Origin of the sequence: Aeribacillus sp. FSL k6-2211 (genome assembly GCF_037966125.1) — a bacterium.
In the GTDB taxonomy this organism is placed as follows: Bacteria; Bacillota; Bacilli; order Bacillales; family Aeribacillaceae; genus Aeribacillus; species Aeribacillus composti.
On the sequence record NZ_CP150190.1, the window covers coordinates 3,498,059 to 3,516,574 of the forward strand.

Annotated in this window: 15 protein-coding genes; 6 read left to right on the forward strand and 9 right to left on the reverse strand. The window is 37.4% G+C overall.

Annotation, left to right across the window (positions count from 1 at the left end; genetic code table 11):
* Positions 1-9 precede the first annotated feature (9 nt).
* Together NSU19_RS16930 and NSU19_RS16935 are read left to right on the forward strand one after the other, a co-directional pair.
* Positions 10-810, forward strand: coding sequence for a sugar phosphate isomerase/epimerase family protein (locus NSU19_RS16930; RefSeq protein WP_063386793.1), 801 nt, complete (start codon positions 10-12; stop codon positions 808-810).
* A 15-nt stretch (positions 811-825) separates the two neighbouring features.
* A complete protein-coding gene (locus NSU19_RS16935; protein ID WP_339197545.1) occupies positions 826-1,614 on the forward strand; it encodes an HAD-IIA family hydrolase in 789 nt (262 codons plus the stop codon).
* A gap of 133 nt (positions 1,615-1,747) precedes the next feature.
* Here the strand turns inward: NSU19_RS16935 and NSU19_RS16940 are convergent, their stop codons facing one another.
* Positions 1,748-2,548: a uroporphyrinogen-III synthase gene (locus tag NSU19_RS16940; protein WP_339197548.1), complete on the reverse strand. Its 801-nt coding sequence runs from the start codon at positions 2,546-2,548 to the stop codon at positions 1,748-1,750.
* A gap of 417 nt (positions 2,549-2,965) precedes the next feature.
* Here NSU19_RS16940 and NSU19_RS16945 point away from each other — a divergent pair, with 417 nt between their 5' ends.
* From NSU19_RS16945 to NSU19_RS16955, 3 genes are all read left to right on the forward strand, one after another.
* On the forward strand, positions 2,966-3,487 hold the full coding sequence (locus tag NSU19_RS16945; RefSeq protein WP_339197552.1) for a hypothetical protein: 522 nt from the start codon (positions 2,966-2,968) through the stop codon (positions 3,485-3,487).
* Positions 3,488-3,609: 122 nt separating this feature from the next.
* Positions 3,610-4,680 (forward strand): hypothetical protein, encoded by a 1,071-nt coding sequence (locus tag NSU19_RS16950; RefSeq protein WP_339197555.1) that lies wholly within the window; start codon positions 3,610-3,612, stop codon positions 4,678-4,680.
* Between the two features lie 379 nt (positions 4,681-5,059).
* Entirely contained in the window at positions 5,060-6,130 is a 1,071-nt protein-coding gene (locus NSU19_RS16955; protein WP_339197558.1) for a hypothetical protein, read from the forward strand.
* A gap of 494 nt (positions 6,131-6,624) precedes the next feature.
* Here NSU19_RS16955 and NSU19_RS16960 read toward each other — a convergent pair whose 3' ends face one another.
* The 4 genes from NSU19_RS16960 to NSU19_RS16975 all read right to left on the reverse strand — a co-directional run bounded on the left by NSU19_RS16960 (position 6,625) and on the right by NSU19_RS16975 (position 10,390).
* Positions 6,625-7,581, reverse strand: a complete 957-nt coding sequence (locus NSU19_RS16960; RefSeq protein ID WP_327873282.1) for a siderophore ABC transporter substrate-binding protein — start codon at positions 7,579-7,581, stop codon at positions 6,625-6,627.
* Between the two features lie 163 nt (positions 7,582-7,744).
* Positions 7,745-8,503: an ABC transporter ATP-binding protein gene (locus NSU19_RS16965; RefSeq protein ID WP_339197562.1), complete on the reverse strand. Its 759-nt coding sequence runs from the start codon at positions 8,501-8,503 to the stop codon at positions 7,745-7,747.
* A complete protein-coding gene (locus NSU19_RS16970; RefSeq protein WP_339197564.1) occupies positions 8,497-9,447 on the reverse strand; it encodes an iron chelate uptake ABC transporter family permease subunit in 951 nt (316 codons plus the stop codon). The genes NSU19_RS16965 and NSU19_RS16970 overlap by 7 nt, the downstream gene beginning before the upstream one ends.
* Positions 9,437-10,390, reverse strand: coding sequence for an ABC transporter permease (locus tag NSU19_RS16975; protein ID WP_339197568.1), 954 nt, complete (start codon positions 10,388-10,390; stop codon positions 9,437-9,439). Before NSU19_RS16975 ends, NSU19_RS16970 begins: the two co-directional genes overlap by 11 nt.
* 383 nt (positions 10,391-10,773) lie before the next feature.
* Between NSU19_RS16975 and NSU19_RS16980 the strand changes: the two genes are divergently transcribed.
* Positions 10,774-11,250, forward strand: coding sequence for an N-acetyltransferase (locus tag NSU19_RS16980; protein WP_339197571.1), 477 nt, complete (start codon positions 10,774-10,776; stop codon positions 11,248-11,250).
* A 219-nt stretch (positions 11,251-11,469) separates the two neighbouring features.
* Here NSU19_RS16980 and NSU19_RS16985 read toward each other — a convergent pair whose 3' ends face one another.
* The 4 genes from NSU19_RS16985 to katA all read right to left on the reverse strand — a co-directional run bounded on the left by NSU19_RS16985 (position 11,470) and on the right by katA (position 17,679).
* Positions 11,470-12,324 carry a Cof-type HAD-IIB family hydrolase gene (locus NSU19_RS16985; protein WP_327873283.1) on the reverse strand — a complete coding sequence of 285 codons (855 nt, stop codon included), beginning with the start codon at positions 12,322-12,324 and terminating at the stop codon, positions 11,470-11,472.
* A gap of 39 nt (positions 12,325-12,363) precedes the next feature.
* Positions 12,364-14,226: an ABC transporter ATP-binding protein gene (locus NSU19_RS16990; RefSeq protein WP_339197573.1), complete on the reverse strand. Its 1,863-nt coding sequence runs from the start codon at positions 14,224-14,226 to the stop codon at positions 12,364-12,366.
* Positions 14,207-15,940 (reverse strand): ABC transporter ATP-binding protein, encoded by a 1,734-nt coding sequence (locus NSU19_RS16995; RefSeq protein ID WP_339193373.1) that lies wholly within the window; start codon positions 15,938-15,940, stop codon positions 14,207-14,209. The genes NSU19_RS16990 and NSU19_RS16995 overlap by 20 nt, the downstream gene beginning before the upstream one ends.
* A 275-nt stretch (positions 15,941-16,215) precedes the next feature.
* Positions 16,216-17,679, reverse strand: coding sequence for a catalase KatA (gene katA, locus NSU19_RS17000; RefSeq protein ID WP_117017086.1), 1,464 nt, complete (start codon positions 17,677-17,679; stop codon positions 16,216-16,218).
* Positions 17,680-18,516: the final 837 nt, after the last annotated feature.

Sequence of the window (18,516 nt, forward strand, 5' to 3'; positions counted from 1 at the left end):
TGGTTGTTTATGAAAAGAAAAATCTGTTATTCTGATTTGCCGCTTGTATCAAAAGATCCTTTAAAAAATGTCCATGACTTAATTGAATATGGAGCTGATAAAGTTGAACTATTAATGGATGGCGAAAAATGGGATGACATGGAAAAATCATTCAAAAAATTGTCTTCCAAACTAAAAGAATTGCCCATCGGCTACACCATTCATCCGCCAGCATGGGATATTAACTTAACAAGTGAAAATAAAGCGATTCGGGAAGCTTCATTTTTTGAATACAAAAAAGCGATTGAGTTTGCCGGCATGATTCAGGCTTCGCATGTTGTGATCCATCCTGGGTTCTGTTTTTCTCCGGTTTTTGACAAACGTTTAGCAAAGCAGCGAGCTGAAGATTATATCCATCAATTATGTGAATTTGCTAAACCTTTGAACGTCAAGCTGGCAATCGAAAACGTCGGATACAACGGCAGTTCGATTTTTACGCAAGATGAGTTTATAAGCTTTTTAGAAAATATTCATGACACGGCAGGATATTTACTTGATATTGGCCACGCAAATTTAAACGGTTGGGATATTCCGCAAATAATGAAACAGACAAAGGATCGACTGATTGCCCTCCATGTTCATGATAATAACGGAACAGGAGACGATCACTTGCCAATCGGTGAAGGAACCGTCCCATGGCAAGAAATCTTTAAAACGATTCATGAACAATCAATCGATTGTCAGCTCATCCTAGAATATGCCCCCGGAACACCGTTAGAAAAGTTACGCGAAGGCAAAGAAATTCTTCTAAAAGAACTTTCAACAGAATAAAGGTGGAGTATTGTATTGTTACACATTGACGATTTTGATGCATATTGTTTTGATTTAGATGGAACTATATATATTGGCAATAAACTTTTGCCCGGTGTAAAAGAAACGATCGACCGATTAAGGCGCCATAACAAAAAAATTCTTTTTATCACAAATACATCGACACAAACAAGAGAAGAATGCAGAGAGCGGCTTCATCATTTAGGAATTCAAGCGAAACTGGACGAAATCATGACAGCTTCTTATTTGTCAGCTGTATATTTTTTAGAGAAATCTCCGGACTCTTTAGTCTATATTGTAGGTGAAAAAGCGATTTCGGAAGAATTCCACAAATTTTCACTAAAAATGACCGACAATCCTATGGAAGCTACCCACGTACTTGTCGGACTTGATCGCAGCTTTACTTATGAAAAACTCAATTTGGCAATGAACGCGGTTCGTAATGGAGCCAAATTAATTGCAGCCAATCCGGATTCTCTTTGTCCAGTTCCTGAAGGGTATATTTCAGATACACTGGCAATAGCGAAAGCAATAGAAGCTGCATCGGGACGGCCGATCGATCAGGTGATCGGGAAGCCTTCCTCTTTTTACGGCAAAAAAGTCCTTGAAAAATTAAACATAAACAGCAACAGGTGCTTAATCATTGGCGATCGTTTAGAAACCGATATTTTGCTTGGAAAAACAAATAATTGCCGCACATGCCTTGTATTAACCGGAGCCTCCAGAAAAGAGGATATTGAAAAAAACAAAATTTACCCGAATTATATTGCACAAAATTTACAGTATTTGTTTTTCATAAAATAAATCGATGCTTTCATACATACTGATTTTTAGGTAAAAAGTTCAAACCCAGGTGGACGTGATTCATCCTCGAAGCTGTCACGCTCCACCTGTTTTTTATACACACAATCAGCCATTAAATTTTTTGACGACAACATCATTGAAAATACTCATCCAAAGCGACAATCATCGCCCCCATCCGCTCCAGCTCTGGAGCCACGATGCGCTGCACCCCATATTCCTTCAATTCTCCAGCAGTTACTTTGCCGACGGCTGCTGCCAAAACATTTTGTTGAAATGCCTCTATAAGGTCGGATGTTGCTCCTTTTTTTTCAGCCAATTTAAAAAGCACTCTTACTTGCGGGGCAGCTGTAAACGCAACAGCATTCAGCTTATTCTCGATTATTTCATCCAGCAGCTGCTCAACGGTCTCAGGATTAGGTACAATGGAGCGGTATGGCAAAATTTCATGCAAAATCGCTCCGTGCTTTTCAAACCATTCTGAAAGCTTTGGCACCGGTTCTCCATGCAATTGTAAAAAAACATGCTTGTCTTTAAAAGAAAATCCTTCAATAGCCCGAAGCAGCCCGTCATTCGTTCCGTCATCATCACAAGCATCCGGCTGAATGCCGATTTGTTTAAGAGCCGCTTTCGTTTTATAGCCGCGGGCAGCTATTTTTGCTTCTTTTAAAACGTTTATTAATGAATCCAAAATGCCGATCTTTTCTGCCGCTTCCAACAGAGCGTTCGTCCCTATTCCTGTCGTAAACACAGCCCAGTCAGTCCCTTTTTCAACAATGCTTCGAAGATCAGCCTCCAAATCCGAAGGAGAGCATTTTATTGTTTCTTGAATAGCTCGAATAACAGGCTCCCCTCCTTTTTTACGAATTAACGTGGAAATTTCCTCGCTCTTTCGAGAGCCTGTGATAGCGATCCGTTTCCCATGTAAATTCCCCATGCCTTTCTTCCCCCTTTTTCTCTATCATACTATAAATACTCCGTTCATCCCTTATTTTCAAATGAAAAAGTTTGAGTCAAGTATTTGTGGGCAACTTTTTTATGGAAGTAGCGTTAGAGCCGTTATGGAATTTCAATGCTTTTGTATGTTAGCGGTAGACGGGATTATAGGAAAAGCACACCTGGCTTTCTGCATTAATAAGTGCCGTTGTTGTTTTTGGCTAACTTTATCTGCAAAAAGGATCTCCATTTTCTATGTTCATCTATTATTCTATTTACTAGAAATATTTTACTAAATTACCAAATTTAAGTTGAAAAAGGTTGAATTTAAAATATAATGAAAATGAAAAGGAATTTTTTTCTAATACTTTATTAACAGAGGAGGAGAATTCGTAATAAAGGGAAAATTGGAAAAGTATTGAGTACAGTCTTGTCTTTATGTATGTTATCGGTAATTTTACCCGCTGTATCTCATGCAAATTCTACTTCTTCTGAGGACATAGTCCAACAACAGTTAGAAACTTTTGAAAGGGTGGAGAAAGAGATCGAATCTGACCCAGAACTAGTTCAACCTGATAAAAATTCATCAGCTTATAATTTTAAAGCTAATAATTTTCAAGCGTTAGCAGCAGCATCATATCCAAAAAGAAAAGGAGTTATATTAGTAACTAAAGATGGAAAATTTGGTTCTCTAGTAGGGCATGCAGGAATCATATACTCAGAAACATCAACAGTTGAATCTTTCCCAAAAGAAGGAGTGAAAACATTCAAAAATAATTGGAATACAAAATATAAAACTGTTTATGCGGTAACGACAAAGGGAACAACTGTCGCTCAAGATGCAAAAGCTGCAGACAGAGCGTATTCACACAAAGGAAAACCTTATAATTGGGAATTTACGAATATAACACTACAAAAAAATTTTATTGTTCGCAATTAGTATATGAAGCATATAAGTATACTACAGGTTTAAACTTAAATCATGGCGGAGGAATCGTATTTCCAATTGATTTAGTTAACTCTTCTCACACGTATATCATTTATATTAAAGGAGTTTAACAAATGAACCTTTTTAAAACGATAACAAACAGATACAAAATGATCTTTATCTGTTTGTTATCCTCCATGATCTTTTTACAAGGATGCTTCTCAACGGAAACAAAAAACATCGAAGATTACAAATATGCAGTGATTTATACAAATATGTTTGAGAAAGCAGTTATACACCTGTACAATGAAAAAGGAAAGTTTCTTTCAAAACATAAAACGAAATACAGAGGAATGCCTCTTGGAGCTTTTATGAAAAAACCTATTCATATGAATAATAAAGTATATTACGCTAATCCACTATCTAAACACAACACCAATGAATTTATATTAGAGTTAAATAAAAGTAATTTGCAGATTAAAGAAATTCCTAACGAAGAAAAAATTGCTCCCACAGTTTGGACTGTTGATAAGGAGTTTGCTTATATGTCTGAAGGAGATCTTACTTCCTCTAAGCTTGCCAAAACAAATATAGCAACAGGAAAACAGGTCGCATCCACTAAGCTCAAGGGGGAGGCGAACTATATGATTGAACATTCAGACAAATTATATGTATTAACCTTTATACACTCCAATCCAGATGATATTTACGGTATTATCAATGTAATCAATAAAAAAGATTTATCTTTAATTGAAACAATAAAAATAGACGATATGATGTATTCATCAGATATGGAGCTCGTTGACAACGATCTTTTCCTAGTAAAAACATCAGATGGAAAAGACAATCAGTCAAATGAATTAATAAAAATAAACTTGATGAACAAGAAAATTGAAAAGATTATCCTTCCATTCAAAGGCTTGCGTTATATTTATGTACACAAAGATCATATGTTTATCACACAAGGAAATTCGTTTCTAGAACCCACGGAAAAGAAAATTGCGAAACTTCATTTAAATTCTTCTAAAATGGATGTATTTACTACAGAAATTGAAAACTATGTATCATATATTCATGAAGATCAATTTATTACATCAGACGGCACAAAGATACAAATTTATAATCTTGATAACTTCAAAAAAGAAAAAGAATTTAAATTAGAAGGAGATGAGAGTCTATTCACTTCATTTTTCATCAATGATTAAAAGCCAATACTATGTAGCAAGGTATTGGCTTTTTGCAATGCCTCCTCACGGTGTCTAACTAGCGAGTCTCATAATCAAATGTTGACCTTGTCTATGACTTTCGGCATCGGTAATTTTACCATCTGTATCTCATGCAAATTCTACTTCTTCTGAGGACCAGTCCAACAACAGTTAGAAGCTTTTGAAAGAAAGGAAGACATTATAACTGGACATTTACGAATATAACACTACAAAAAAATTTTATTGTTCGCAATTAGTATATGAAGCATATAAGTATACTACAAGTTTAAACTTAAATCATGGCGGAGGAATCGTATTTCCAATTGATTTAGTTAACTCTTCTCACACGTATATCATTTATACTAAAGGAGTTTAACAAATGAACCTTTTTAATACGATAACAAACAGATACAAAATGATCTTTATCTGTTTGTTATTCTCCATGATCTTTTTACAAGGATGCTTCTCAACGGAAACAAAAAACATCGAAGATTACAAATATGCAGTGATTTATACAAATATGTTTGAGAAAGCAGTTATACACCTGTACAATGAAAAAGGAAAGTTTCTTTCAAAACATAAAACGAAATACAGAGGAATGCCTCTTGGAGCTTTTATGGAAAGACCTATTCATATGAATAATAAAATATATTACGCTAATCCACAATCTAAATACAACACAAATGAATTTATATTAGAGTTAAATAAAAGTAATTTGCAGATTAAAGAAATTCCTAACGAAGAAAAAATTGCTCCCACAGTTTGGACTGTTGATAAGGAGTTTGCTTACATGTCTGGGGGAGATCTCACTTCCTCTGATCTTGCCAAAACAAATATAGCAACAGGAAAACAGGTCGCATCCACTGAGCTCAAGGGGCAAGCCATTCATATGATTGAACATTCAGACAAATTATATGTATTAACCTTTATACACTCCAATCCAGATGATATTTACGGTATTATCAATGTAATCAATAAAAAAGATCTATCTTTAATTGAAACAATAAAAATAGACGATATGATGTATTCATCAGATATGGAGCTCGTTGACAACGATCTTTTCCTAGTAAAAACATCAGATGGAAAAGACAATCAGTCAAATGAATTAATAAAAATAAACTTGATGAACAAGAAAATTGAAAAGATTACCCTTCCGTTCAAATCCTTGAGTGATATGCATGTACACAAAGATCATATCTTTATCACACAAGGAGATATACAACGAGAACCCACGGAAAAGAAAATTGCGAAACTTCATTTAAATTCTTCTAAAATTGATGTATTTACTACAGAAATTGAAAACTATGTATCATATATTCATGAAGATCAATTTATTACATCAGACGGTACAAAGATACAAATTTATAATCTTGATAACTTCAAAAAAGAAAAAGAATTTAAATTAGAAGGAGATGAGAGTCTGTTCACTTCATTTTTCATCAATGATTAAAAGCCAATACTATGGTAGCAAGGTATTGGCTTTTTGTAATGCCTTCTTACGGTGTCTAACTTGCGAGTTTCATAATCAAATGTTGACCTCGTCTATGACTTTCAGCATATGTATGTGTTTCTTGCGTCTGTTTCTTTTATGGAAAAGGTTGAGACGTTCAAGCACATACTAATCAATTCGACATGTCGGTCATACCTCCCTGGGTAAGGGTGCAGTCTTTCCTTCCACCTGTCTGCTTCATTTACTCTGTACCATCTTCGACAGAAAGGACTTTGTTTCATCCAATGGCAACTAGCCTCATATGAAGTTCGTGTTTCGAGAGACACCCTAAGTTTGCTGCCCGCTTCCTTCAGATTCCACATCACCACGGACACCCTTGCGTTAAGCTAACTGCTACTTTTGTCTTTACAGCTCGGGACTTTCACCCTAGAGATTACACCCATGCCCGGGCGCATATGAAAAAAGAGAGCTGTTTTCAGCTCCCTTTTGAAAAATTATTGGATCACATTATCCACTTCTTTCACCATTTCAGCAACCGAAATCAATCCGCCGCCGGATAAATACCAGTAGTTAGGATCTAAGTACACAATATTGCCGTTTTTGTAGGCATTTGTCTTTTTCACTAATTCATTTTCTACTGTTTGTTTTGCAGATGATTGGCCGCCTACTGCAGCACCGCGGTCTACCACAAATAAGTAATCAGGATTTTTTTCAACGATATATTCAAATGAAATGCTTTGTCCGTGTGTAGAAACTTCAATGTTTTCATCTACAGCTTTAATTCCAAATTCATCATGGATGAGCCCAAATCTAGATTTCGGCCCATATGCGCTGACTTTCCCTTCATTGGCTAAAATAACTAATGCATTTTTTCCAGACGCTTCTGCTTTTTCTTTTAGCTTTTTAATCGATTCATCGATTGCTGCCAGTTCTTTTTCAGCTTCCTCTTCTTTACCGAAAATTTTTCCAAGTGTTTTCACATTTTCATGGAATGACTCTAAATATTTCGTTGTATCAACACCCATAAAGATGGTTGGTGCAATTTTCTCAAACTCTTCATAAACCTCTGATTGTCTTCCGGAAATAATGATCAAATCAGGCTCAATCGAACTGATTTTTTCAAAGTCCGGTTCTTTTAAACCGCCGACATTTTCATATTTATCGCCACTGTATTTGTCTTTTAAATAGGATGGAAGGTTATCCTTCGGTACACCTGCCACTTCAACGCCAAGCTTATCCAATGTGTCAAGAGCACCAAAATCAAAAACGACGACTTTTTCTGGATTTTTCTTCACTTTTGTTTCGCCAAGCTGATGCTTAATCGTCAGTTCTTCTGACTCCTGTTTCGTGTCATTTTTTTCACCTTCGCCGCTAGTTGCTCCGTTCGAGCCGCAAGCTGCAACAACAAAAACCATCAAAGAAGCAATGAGAAAAACTAAAAACTTTTTCATAAAAATTACCCCCTGTATATTTTTTAAATGATGTCGGCAATTCTTTAAACATCTCGCAATTGAATAAGAAAATCATTATCATTTCGAATTCTTTGTAAGGAAGAGCTGACAGCTCTTCCTTCTGCTGAGATGTTTATCAAAATGCCTCCATCCATACTACCCTTTAAGAAAAGTACACACATATTTTGCAATTGTTTATTTGCTGGATGTTTATATCCATATCATATACGTCTTTTAAGACAGAAGGATCTATGACTTGATCAGTTGGCCCGACGTGTACGAGTTCTCCATCTTTCATTGCAACTACATAATCGGCATACACCGATGCAAAATTAATATCGTGCAGTACAATGACAATTGTTTTTCCAAGCTCATCGACAAGTTTTCTTAGCATTTTCATAATTTGCACAGAGTGCTTCATATCTAAATTGTTCAATGGCTCATCAAGCAAAATATATTCGGTATCCTGCGCGATCACCATAGCGATAAAAGCCCGCTGCTTTTGGCCTCCGCTCAACTGATCAAGAAATTTATGTTCAATCTCTTCAAGCCCCATGTAACGGATCGCTTCATCCACATGCCTTTGATCTTCTTTTGTTAATCTTCCGCTTGAATACGGAAATCTGCCGAAAGAGACAAGTTCCCTGACTGTTAAGCGAAGATTAATGTGGTTTGATTGCTTTAAGATCGAAATTTTTTTCGCCAAATCGTTGCTTTTGCATGCGCCAAGTTCTTTTCCGTCAATCAATATTTCTCCTTCATCTTTTTTTATTAATCGGCTGATCATTGATAGCAGTGTGCTTTTTCCAGCTCCGTTTGGGCCGATGAAGGCTGTGATTTTTTGTTTCGGAATTTTCAGCGAGACGCCTTTTACTACAAATTTGTTTCCGTACTGTTTTGAAACATTTTTTACTTCTACCATGATCGATTCTCCTTTAATAGAAGATAAATAAAATAAACCCCGCCAACAAAATTAATGACAACACTTAACGTAGTTGAAAATGTAAACACTCTTTCGACCAATAGCTGACCGCCAACCAACGCAATGATGGAAAAAAGAACGGTTCCGATCGTTAAAACACTATGTTTATATGTGTTTAAAAATTCCCTTGCCACGTTAATCACGAGAAGACCCAAAAACGTCATCGGACCGGTTAAAGCTGTCGAAATCGAAACGAAAACAGCCACAATGATCAAAAGCCTTTTGACAACATGATCGTAATCAATGCCGAGATTAATCGCATGCTCCCTTCCAAGTGCCAGCACATCTAAATATTTGGCATATTTCAGTGAATAAAGACCCACCAGCAGCATAACGGCAATCGACAAGTACAGCAAATCCGTATTCACGTTATTGATGCTGGCAAACATTCTGTCCTGTACAATTAGAAATTCGTTAGGATCTATCAGCACTTGCATAAAAGAAGTCAAGCTGTTAAATAATGTTCCGAATATCAGTCCAATTAGAAGAAGAAAATAAATGTCTTGACCTTCGCCTCGAAGAAGGAATTTGTAAAAGATCAGTGCAAACAGCATCATAAAGAACAAGGAAAGCGCAAAGTTAATATTTTTATCGATCATCGCAACATGTGTTGAACCAAATAAAAAGACAAGCATGGTTTGCAAAAGCATATATAAAGAATCTAAACCTAAAATGCTCGGAGTTAAAATTCTGTTGTTTGTAATCGTTTGAAATACTAACGTTGAAAAACCGATTGCTACACTTGTAATAATAACCGCCAGCATCTTCACCGAACGGCGCGGCAATGCATAATCCCAATTTTTGCCGAGGTCGATGAACAAAAAGGTGATCATTAAAAGGACTGCGACCACTAGAAGAGATGTTATTTTCGCTCTATAACCCATATGCTTTTCTCCTCATAAGTAAGTAAACAAAAATGGCACTGCCGATGACACCGACGGTTAAGCTGATCGAGATTTCGTACGGATATATAATGATTCGCCCTAAAATATCGCAAAACATAACGAAAACAGCACCGAGCAAAGCGGTATGAATCAAATTCTTTTTCAAATGGTCTCCATTGTATATGGCGACAATATTCGGAACGACAAGACCTAGAAACGGAATGGTTCCAACCGTCAATACAACAGATGAAGTGATCAAAGCTACGATAACAAGTCCGATATTGACAACTTGTTTATAATTCAAGCCTAAATTTTTCGAAAATTCCTCTCCCATTCCAGCGACAGTGAATTGATTCGCATACAAGTATGCAATTAATACAAAAGGAATGCTGACATACAATAATTCATATTGACCTTTTAAAATTAACGAAAAATCTCCTTCCAGCCATGAGGAAACATTTTGAATCAAATTATTTTTGTATGCAAAAAAAGTAGTGATAGATCCAATGATGTTGCCGAACATCAGCCCGACTAGAGGAACAAAAATAGTATCTTTATATTTGATTTTCTCCAATATTTTCATAAAGATAAATGTTCCTAAAAGTGCAAAAGCAAATGCAACAATCATTTTTTGAATCGGACTAGCGTCTGCAAAAACCATGATCGCAACTAAAATCCCCAATCTGGCGGAATCCATCGTTCCTGCCGTAGTTGGGGAAACGAACTTGTTTCTGCTCAGCTGCTGCATAATAAGACCGGCAATGCTTATGCTCGTTCCTGCAATAATAATGCTAATGACACGCGGAATTCTGCTGATGATCAAAATTTGTATTTGTTCATCTGTCAAATTGAATAAATCAGTTGGTTTAATATCTTTTACCCCGATAAAAATCGATGCAATTGAAAGAATAATGAGAGCAATGATCAAATATCGTTTTTTCATTTTTTAACTCTTTCCGTAATAAATTAATAATGATATTCGTTATCAATTATAATAAGAATAAGACTCATTTTCAACACATTTAGAAAAAATGTCTGAATTTGTCCACAATTTGATGGATGAAGAAGATTAAACCTCTCTTATAAACATCATTTTTTACCATAAATTTCATTGAATGCTAGCTTCCATGTAGTAAAATCCTCTTATCAAATATTTTCTCCTGCCAAAATTTTACTTACAGAAAATGTTTAAAGATTTGATGAACTTGCATAATTATAAATTGTTTGGTTTTTTTATTGACAAAATAATGTTCATACCGATATTATATATGAATAAATATTTTATTTTACTTATAATTATTCATTCGATTAAATGAGGGAGTATACATGCACATTCGAAGAGCGACTATGAGCGATACAGATGCCATCTATCAATTAATTAAACATTATGCATTGGAAGGAAAGCTGCTCAGCAGAACGTACGCATCTATTTATGAAAATTTACAAAATTTTTATGTTGCAGATGAAGGCGGAGCAGTGGCTGGCGTTGCCAGCTTGCATATTTTAGACAAAGATTTGGCTGAAATCCGCTCGCTGGCCGTTGACCCTGCCCATACCGGCAAAGGCATCGGAAAAGAGCTCGTAAAACAAATCATTTATGAAACAAACAGGTTGGAAATTGAAAATTTGATTGCCTTAACGTATCAAATCGGGTTTTTTACCAAATTAGGATTCGATATCGTTGACAAGCAATCTCTCCCGCAAAAAATGTGGAAGGATTGCATCAATTGTCCGAAACTTCCATCGTGTGACGAAACAGCTATGTTAAAAAAAGTATGGCAGACAGAACTAGCGAAACAATAACAATAATTCATCACACTTTTTTATTGCCCGCCTCAAAGAAGCCGCACCGTCGCAGTTTTCAATAGTAAATAAAATGAAAGGAGCTATCCAGAAAGTCAAATCCCTATCGTAAACAAAAAATTATAAACGTCGATATATCAACGTTTATAAAACATTAAAGTGGGCGTCAATAAGCCGTAAAAACGACTTATTAGACACCCCTTCACATCCATAAACCATTTACAGCACAAATTGTCGAATAGCATAGGCGACACCGTGTTCATCGTTTGTCCTCGTCACGATATCGCACATTTCTTTCACCTCAGGCTCGGCATTCCCCATTGCAACGGAAAGCCCTGCAGCTTCCAGCATTGGAACGTCATTGAAATTATCACCAATCGCAATCGTTTGTTCCAATGGGATATTGTAGTGCTTGGCAACAGCTTTTAATCCATATCCTTTATTTCCCTTTTCATCCATTATTTCAACGTTGTAGTCACCTGATGTCGTAACCGCAATCCCAGCAATGTTTTCTAATTGTTCCATAATTTCTTTTCTAGTATGTTGATTAAATTGCAAAATAAAAAACTTTTGGACCGATAAATCACCGCGGTTTATAACATCTTGTATATGACGAAAGTATCGATTATTGTCGGTCCTTTTTGGCTGCTCGATAAACTGTTTGTACTCAGATTCAAGCAAACATTTTGCCAGCTCCGGATTCGACTGCAGAGCAGAGCGAACTTTGGCGCTCCAGTCTTCCGGCATCCAAATACCATCATTTGTATAAAGTTTATACGGCACACCATAACTCTCCAAAATTTCGGCTGCTTCCAACATGTTTTGTTTGTTCATTGAAATGTATTTCGGCTTTTCTCCTTCGATTACGACAACTGTTCCATTGCTTGCTGCAAATGGACATGCAAAATCATATTCGTCCAGCAGTTCACGAATACTCTCAGGCGCCCTGCCGGAGCAAATCATGATGATGTTTCCCTCATTTTGTGCTTCCCGAATAGCTGTAAGATTTTCTTCTGATATGGATAAATTGGAAGATAGCAATGTCCCGTCTAAATCAATAGCTACTAATTTCATACTGTTTCCCCTTTTAACAAAGTAAAGTGATTATATTCATTATATATGATCCTTTATTTCTGACAACATGTCTTTCGTTTTTAATTGCGGTTTTAGCTGGTTTGTGACTAAATCAAAATAAAACCCCTCTTTTTCCAGCAATTCATCATGAGATCCTTTTTCCACAATGCGACCATCCTGGATAACAAATATTTGATCTGCTTTTTTAATCGTATTCAGTCGATGAGCGATCACAAAGCTTGTTCTCCCCTTCATCAGCCTCTCCAGCGCTTCTTGAATCTTTAATTCTGTTACAGTGTCAATGCTGCTTGTCGCTTCATCCAGCAATAAAATGGACGGATTTTTTAAAATCGCCCTCGCAATTGAAAGAAGTTGTTTTTGACCTTGACTGATGCTCGTTCCACCTTCGTTAATGATTGTATCATATTGATCAGGCAGGTTTTTAATAAATGAATGAGCATTTGCTAGCTTTGCCGCTTCCTCCACTTCCTCATCTGTTGCATCCAATCTTCCGTATCGGATATTTTCACGAATTGTCGTGTGAAACAAAAAAGGATCCTGCAATACAAACCCCATTGCTTGACGAAGTTCACTCCGTCTTAATTTGGAAATATCCTTTCCATCTATCAAAATTCTCCCTTCTTTTACTTCATAAAAGCGTGCCAGTAAATTGATGATCGTTGTTTTTCCGGCGCCGGTGGCACCGACAAGGGCAACTGTTTCTCCCGGAGAAACATGAAAGCTAATATTTTTTATCGTTTGGCTCTCTTCCCCGTATGAAAAAGATACTCGATCAAACACAATGTCCCCTTTTATATTTGCGGATTGTACATATTCTCCAAAATCAGCTTCCTCTGCCTGCTCATCGAGCAAATCAAATACCCGCTCTGCACCAGCAACCGCAGATAATAATGTATTAAATTGATTGGCAAGATCATTTAAAGGTCGTGTAAACTGCCTGGCGTACTCCGCAAAAACAACAATCGTTCCGATGGTTATCCACCCTTTTAGAGCAAAGATTCCACCGAACCCTGCAATCAATGTAAAACTTAAATTGTTTAATACGTGCATAAGCTTTGGGATAAAACCGGAAATCGTCTGAGCCCAAAATGAAGATCTCCGCAGCCTTTCATTTTTTTCTAAAAACTCATGCATAACCCGGTTCTCTTGTGAAAAGGTTTTGACAATTCGCTGACCAGTGATGGTTTCTTCAATGTATCCATTCAGTTCTCCTAAACTTCGCTGCTGCTCTTTAAACAATTGTCCAGTCCGCCGGGTAATCCATTTCATACCTACAACCAATAAAGGAACAACTATTAAGGTGATGATTGTCAAAAAAGGGCTCATCCATAACATAACAGAAACAACACCAATTAATGTAAGAACACTGGATGAGATTTGAATCACTGAGCTGTTTAATGTCGAGCTGACGTTTTCAACATCATTGGTCATTCGGCTCATCAGCTCTCCCGTTTTTTTCTGATCAAAAAAAGAAATGGGAAGAAGATGAAACTGGCGAAATAGATCGGATCTTATTTTATACACAGTATTTTGCGACACTTTGATCATCCATATGTTTTGCAGCCAAATGGAAAGGGAATGCAATGCATAGATCAAAACAAGAACGACGAAAAAAAAGAAAAAGTGATTTCCGCTTTTTTCTACAATATAAATGTCGATCCCTTTCCCTACTAAAAAAGGCCCAAGGATTGTTAAAACTGTGCTAATAAAAACCATGAGCAAAACGAAAAAAAACAAAACTTTTTGATCTGACATATATCCCCAAATTCTTTTTAATGTTCCTTTCCAGTCTTTAACTTTTGAAGAGCTTTTCTTCACTTTTGACTCATTTGTCAGCTTTAGTTTTTCATATCGGAAAGGTTCAATAAGACTTTTGAGCATGACGGATGCCATCCTTTCCATATTGTGATTCATAGATTTTTTGGTAAAGTGGAACGCTGCGTATTAATTCATCATGCCTTCCTTTCGCAAGCACCTTTCCGTTTTCTAGTAGCAAAATTTGATCAGCCGCCATCGCTGTTAAAATTTTTTGCGTAATGATCAAGGTCGTACATGGATATTTCATCAATGCTTGAAGCAGTTTTCTTTCCGTCTTTAAGTCTAAAGCACTCGTGCTGTCATCAAGCAACAATATTTTTGGCTTTCGGACAAGCGCTCTGGCAATCGAAATTCGCTGCTTTTGCCCTCCGGAAAGATTCACGCCTTTTTGGCTGATAAGGGTATCATATCCATGAGGGAGCTTTAAAATCGTATCATGTATTTGGGCATCCTTTGCAGCAGCAATGATTTCTTCCATAGTAGCATCTTCTTTTCCCCATAAAATATTATCTTTTACCGTTCCAGTGAATAACAGCGATTCTTGCGGAACCATCCCAATTGACCTTCTTAAATGCTCAAGCTTGATCGTACGTATATCGAAACCGTCAATATAAACGGCTCCTTTTTCTAAGTCATATAATCGCGGAATTAAATTGAAAAGAGTCGATTTGCCGGAGCCGGTAGCCCCCATCACCGCCATAGTTTCTCCAGCATTTACCGTAAACGATACATCATCAAGCACCTTAACGGCTGAATCCGGGTATGCAAAGGACACCGATCGAAATTCAATTTTTCCCTCTGTTATTTGATGACTTGATTCGGCAAGCTCATCAGTCAATTTTACTTCTGTTTGAAGCACCTCCGAAATCCTTAAGCTGGAGGCTTTTGCCCTGGAAAAACCAGAGACAATAAAAGACAGCATAGATAAAACAGAAATGATCCTCGTTGAATAATTGACGATCGCAACAACTTCACCTACTTTTGCCTCACTTGGTCCAGCATGAGCCGCCCATAAAATAATTAAAATGCTTACATTCATTACAAAAAGCAAGACAGGCTGCATAATTTCCATAAAGCGGAGCACGAAAATTGTTTGGTCTTTTAAATCTTTGTTCGCCTTCTGAAAGCGATTAACTTCATAGTCATTTCGCAAAAAAGCTTTGATTAAGCGCATATTCGTCAAGTTTTCCTGTATGACTTTATTCACCGTATCCAGCTTTTCTTGCACGATTCGAAACATCGATCCTGCTCTTTTCATCACCCATAAAAGAAAAAAGATCAGGCACGGAAGAATGACGATGAGAATGAAGGATAATGTAAAATTTACTGCTAGAGCCATAACCGCGCCGCCGATCACCAACAATGGAGCACGCAGCATAATCCGAAGTCCCATAAAAATTGTGTTTTGCACTTGGGAGACATCATTTGTCATCCTTGTAATGAAAGATGAATTGGAAAATTGATTATAGTTCGCAAATGAAAAGGATTGAATTTTCCCAAAAAGAACTTTTCTAATATCAAATCCAAAGCTCTGGCTGACATGCGCCGCAAAAAATGAATTAATGATGCCTGCTGCAAAGGCAAGAGCCGATACACCAACCATCACCAGCCCCCAATGGACGACAGCTGATAAATCCCTTTTCAAAATTCCATCATCTACAATTTTTGCCATAAACAAAGGCTGGACTAGCTCCACTGTCAGCTCGGTTAACATGAGAGCAAGAGCAATAACAACCGCCAAGCGGTACGGTTTTAAGAAAGACGCCACTTCTTTCATAAGCATAGCCTCCAAAAAGTATGAACGAAACTATTTATATTTTCCATCATACAACTTTATAAAAAATTTTTTAACTATTTTTACTTTTCCCTATTAAAGAAGGCAATTATATGTTTTTATGGGACGTGTGGTAATTCCAACTATTGTTTGAAAGCTGACGCATTCACAAGCAAGCAGGTTGTAATTCCAAATATTTTTTCGAAAGTGACAAAAATTAAGACGACCCCGAAAAGTTCGTTTGAACCTTCCGAGATCGTCCAGCTATGAAATATTTATTAACCTTTTTTTACTTCTTCAGGCACTTGCAAACCAAGACCTTCTGCAACGCGGGTGCCATATTCAGGATCTGCTTTGTAGAAGTGGCCGATTTGGCGGAGTTTTATTTCCTCCAGCTTAACTGGCTTCATTGAATTTACAATATTTTCAATAAGGCGTGCTCTTTCATCTTCACTCATGAGACGGTATAAGTCGCCCGCTTGAGTATAATGGTCATCATGGTCATAAGGAACGTTTTCCGCAACACCTGATACTGGGTATGATGCTTGTTTTGCTTCAGGTGTTTCTTTTGGACCGCCGAAGCTGTTTGGTTCATAATATACAGAGCCTCCGCCATTTGAGTCAAAGCGCATAAATCCATCACGTTGATAGTTGTTCACTTCAACTCGCGGACGGTTGATTGGAAGTGAGTTATAGTTTGCCCCGATGCGGTAGCGATGTGCATCATGATATGCAAAGAGACGACCTTGCAGCATTTTGTCCGGCGATACATCGACTCCTGGAACTAGGTTTCCCGGTGAGAATGCAGCTTGCTCAACTTCTGCAAAATAGTTTTCAGGGTTTTTATTTAATACTAATTTTCCTACTTCAATTAATGGATAATCTTTGTGAGACCATACTTTTGTCACGTCAAATGGATCCCATCTGTATGTGTTGGCATCTTCAAGCGGCATGATTTGCACATAAAGCGTCCAAGAAGGATAGTCTCCGTTTTCAATCGCATTGAATAAATCCTCTGTATGATAATCCGGATTTTCTCCGGCAATTTTTACAGCTGTTTTCGTATCAAGGTTTTTTATACCTTGGTCAGTTTTGAAATGATATTTGATCCAGACGCTTTCCCCGTCTTCGTTTGTCCATTTAAATGTATGGCTTCCATAACCATTCATATGACGGTATGTTGCCGGAATTCCGCGATCTCCCATCAAATAAGTTACTTGGTGCAATGATTCAGGCGATAGAGACCAAAAATCCCATACGGCAGTAGGATTTTTCAAATGTGTTTTTGGATCGCGCTTTTGTGTGTGGATAAAATCAGGGAATTTAATCGCATCGCGAATGAAGAAAATCGGCGTGTTGTTTCCTACGATGTCATAGTTTCCTTCTTCTGTGTAAAACTTAACGGCAAAACCGCGCGGATCGCGGACCGTATCAGCGGAGCCAAGCTCACCTGCAACAGTTGAGAATCTGACAAATACTGGTGTTCGCTTGCCTACTCCGTTGAAGACTTTCGCTTTCGTATATTTTGACATATCATTTGTCACTTCAAAGTATCCGTGAGCACCGGCACCTTTTGCGTGAACAACTCGTTCAGGAACTCTTTCTCTATTAAAATGGGCTAGTTTTTCCAGAAGATGTACGTCTTGAATTAATGTCGGACCTCGATGGCCTGCTGTCATCGAATTTTGATTGTCCCCTACAGGAGCACCCCAGCTCGTCGTAAGCTTTTTATTCTCTCCCATTTACCGATCACCTCATAATTTAAAATAATATTTCTCTAATTATTACAACTATATGATAACATATTTTAATTAAAAATCAATAGTAAATTATAATAATTTTAATAAAGGAGTTTGAAACCGTTGATCTATCAATCAATGAACCTCGTTTATTATCAATTAGCCACTATTTTTTTCATGTTGTTCTGTTTATTTTCTTTGACAAGTTGTTTAAAAAATTGGCAATCGAGTAGGAGGGAGCGATTAACTCCCGTCCTCTCACACCACCGTACGTACGGTTCCGTATACGGCGGTTCAATTAAGATAATTGACGCAAGTTTTCATAACTTCCGTGAATAGCTGTTCTCTTTATGCCAGTGGTCACTCCACCCTCCAAGAGGTCTCCCACGGGATTCACCGCTTCCTCCCTCAAGTGAGGTACTACGTTTTCTGTGTTCATCATGACTCACTGAATGCCAAGGGCTATTCTCTCTTAATTGTTCGGTCCTTCTTAGTTGTTCTAGACCAACTAATACTATGACCTCTGCTGACTTCTGACGGTTCAGCTACTTATCACTAAGTAGGTTATGAAGCGTACTTCACATATCCACCAGACCTCCCCGGGTAAGTACATGCACTTTCACACCATCTATCCGCCTCATTTACTCGATATGACCTTCGACAGAAAGAGCTTTGTTTTGTTTCGCAAACTCACTCAATCATACCTAGCCTTATATGAGGTTCGTGTTCCTCGGACCGGTGTTTTGCCTCCAGCTTCCTTCAGATTCCGCGTCACCACGGACACCCTTGCTCTTGGCTAACCTCTACTTCTGTCTTCGGGGTTCGGGACTTACACCCTAT

Bases quoted from the DNA above. Each gene is read 5' to 3' on its own strand.
- NSU19_RS16965 (WP_339197562.1), bottom strand. From the start codon at position 8,503: ATGGTAGAAGTAAAAAATGTTTCAAAACAGTACGGAAACAAATTTGTA.
- NSU19_RS16990 (WP_339197573.1), bottom strand. From the start codon at position 14,226: ATGCTCAAAAGTCTTATTGAACCTTTCCGATATGAAAAACTAAAGCTG.
- NSU19_RS16960 (WP_327873282.1), bottom strand. From the start codon at position 7,581: ATGAAAAAGTTTTTAGTTTTTCTCATTGCTTCTTTGATGGTTTTTGTT.
- NSU19_RS16980 (WP_339197571.1), top strand. From the start codon at position 10,774: ATGCACATTCGAAGAGCGACTATGAGCGATACAGATGCCATCTATCAA.
- NSU19_RS16950 (WP_339197555.1), top strand. From the start codon at position 3,610: ATGAACCTTTTTAAAACGATAACAAACAGATACAAAATGATCTTTATC.
- NSU19_RS16955 (WP_339197558.1), top strand. From the start codon at position 5,060: ATGAACCTTTTTAATACGATAACAAACAGATACAAAATGATCTTTATC.
- NSU19_RS16970 (WP_339197564.1), bottom strand. From the start codon at position 9,447: ATGGGTTATAGAGCGAAAATAACATCTCTTCTAGTGGTCGCAGTCCTT.
- NSU19_RS16940 (WP_339197548.1), bottom strand. From the start codon at position 2,548: ATGGGGAATTTACATGGGAAACGGATCGCTATCACAGGCTCTCGAAAG.
- NSU19_RS16975 (WP_339197568.1), bottom strand. From the start codon at position 10,390: ATGAAAAAACGATATTTGATCATTGCTCTCATTATTCTTTCAATTGCA.
- NSU19_RS16995 (WP_339193373.1), bottom strand. From the start codon at position 15,940: ATGAAAGAAGTGGCGTCTTTCTTAAAACCGTACCGCTTGGCGGTTGTT.
- NSU19_RS16930 (WP_063386793.1), top strand. From the start codon at position 10: ATGAAAAGAAAAATCTGTTATTCTGATTTGCCGCTTGTATCAAAAGAT.
- NSU19_RS16985 (WP_327873283.1), bottom strand. From the start codon at position 12,324: ATGAAATTAGTAGCTATTGATTTAGACGGGACATTGCTATCTTCCAAT.
- katA (WP_117017086.1), bottom strand. From the start codon at position 17,679: ATGGGAGAGAATAAAAAGCTTACGACGAGCTGGGGTGCTCCTGTAGGG.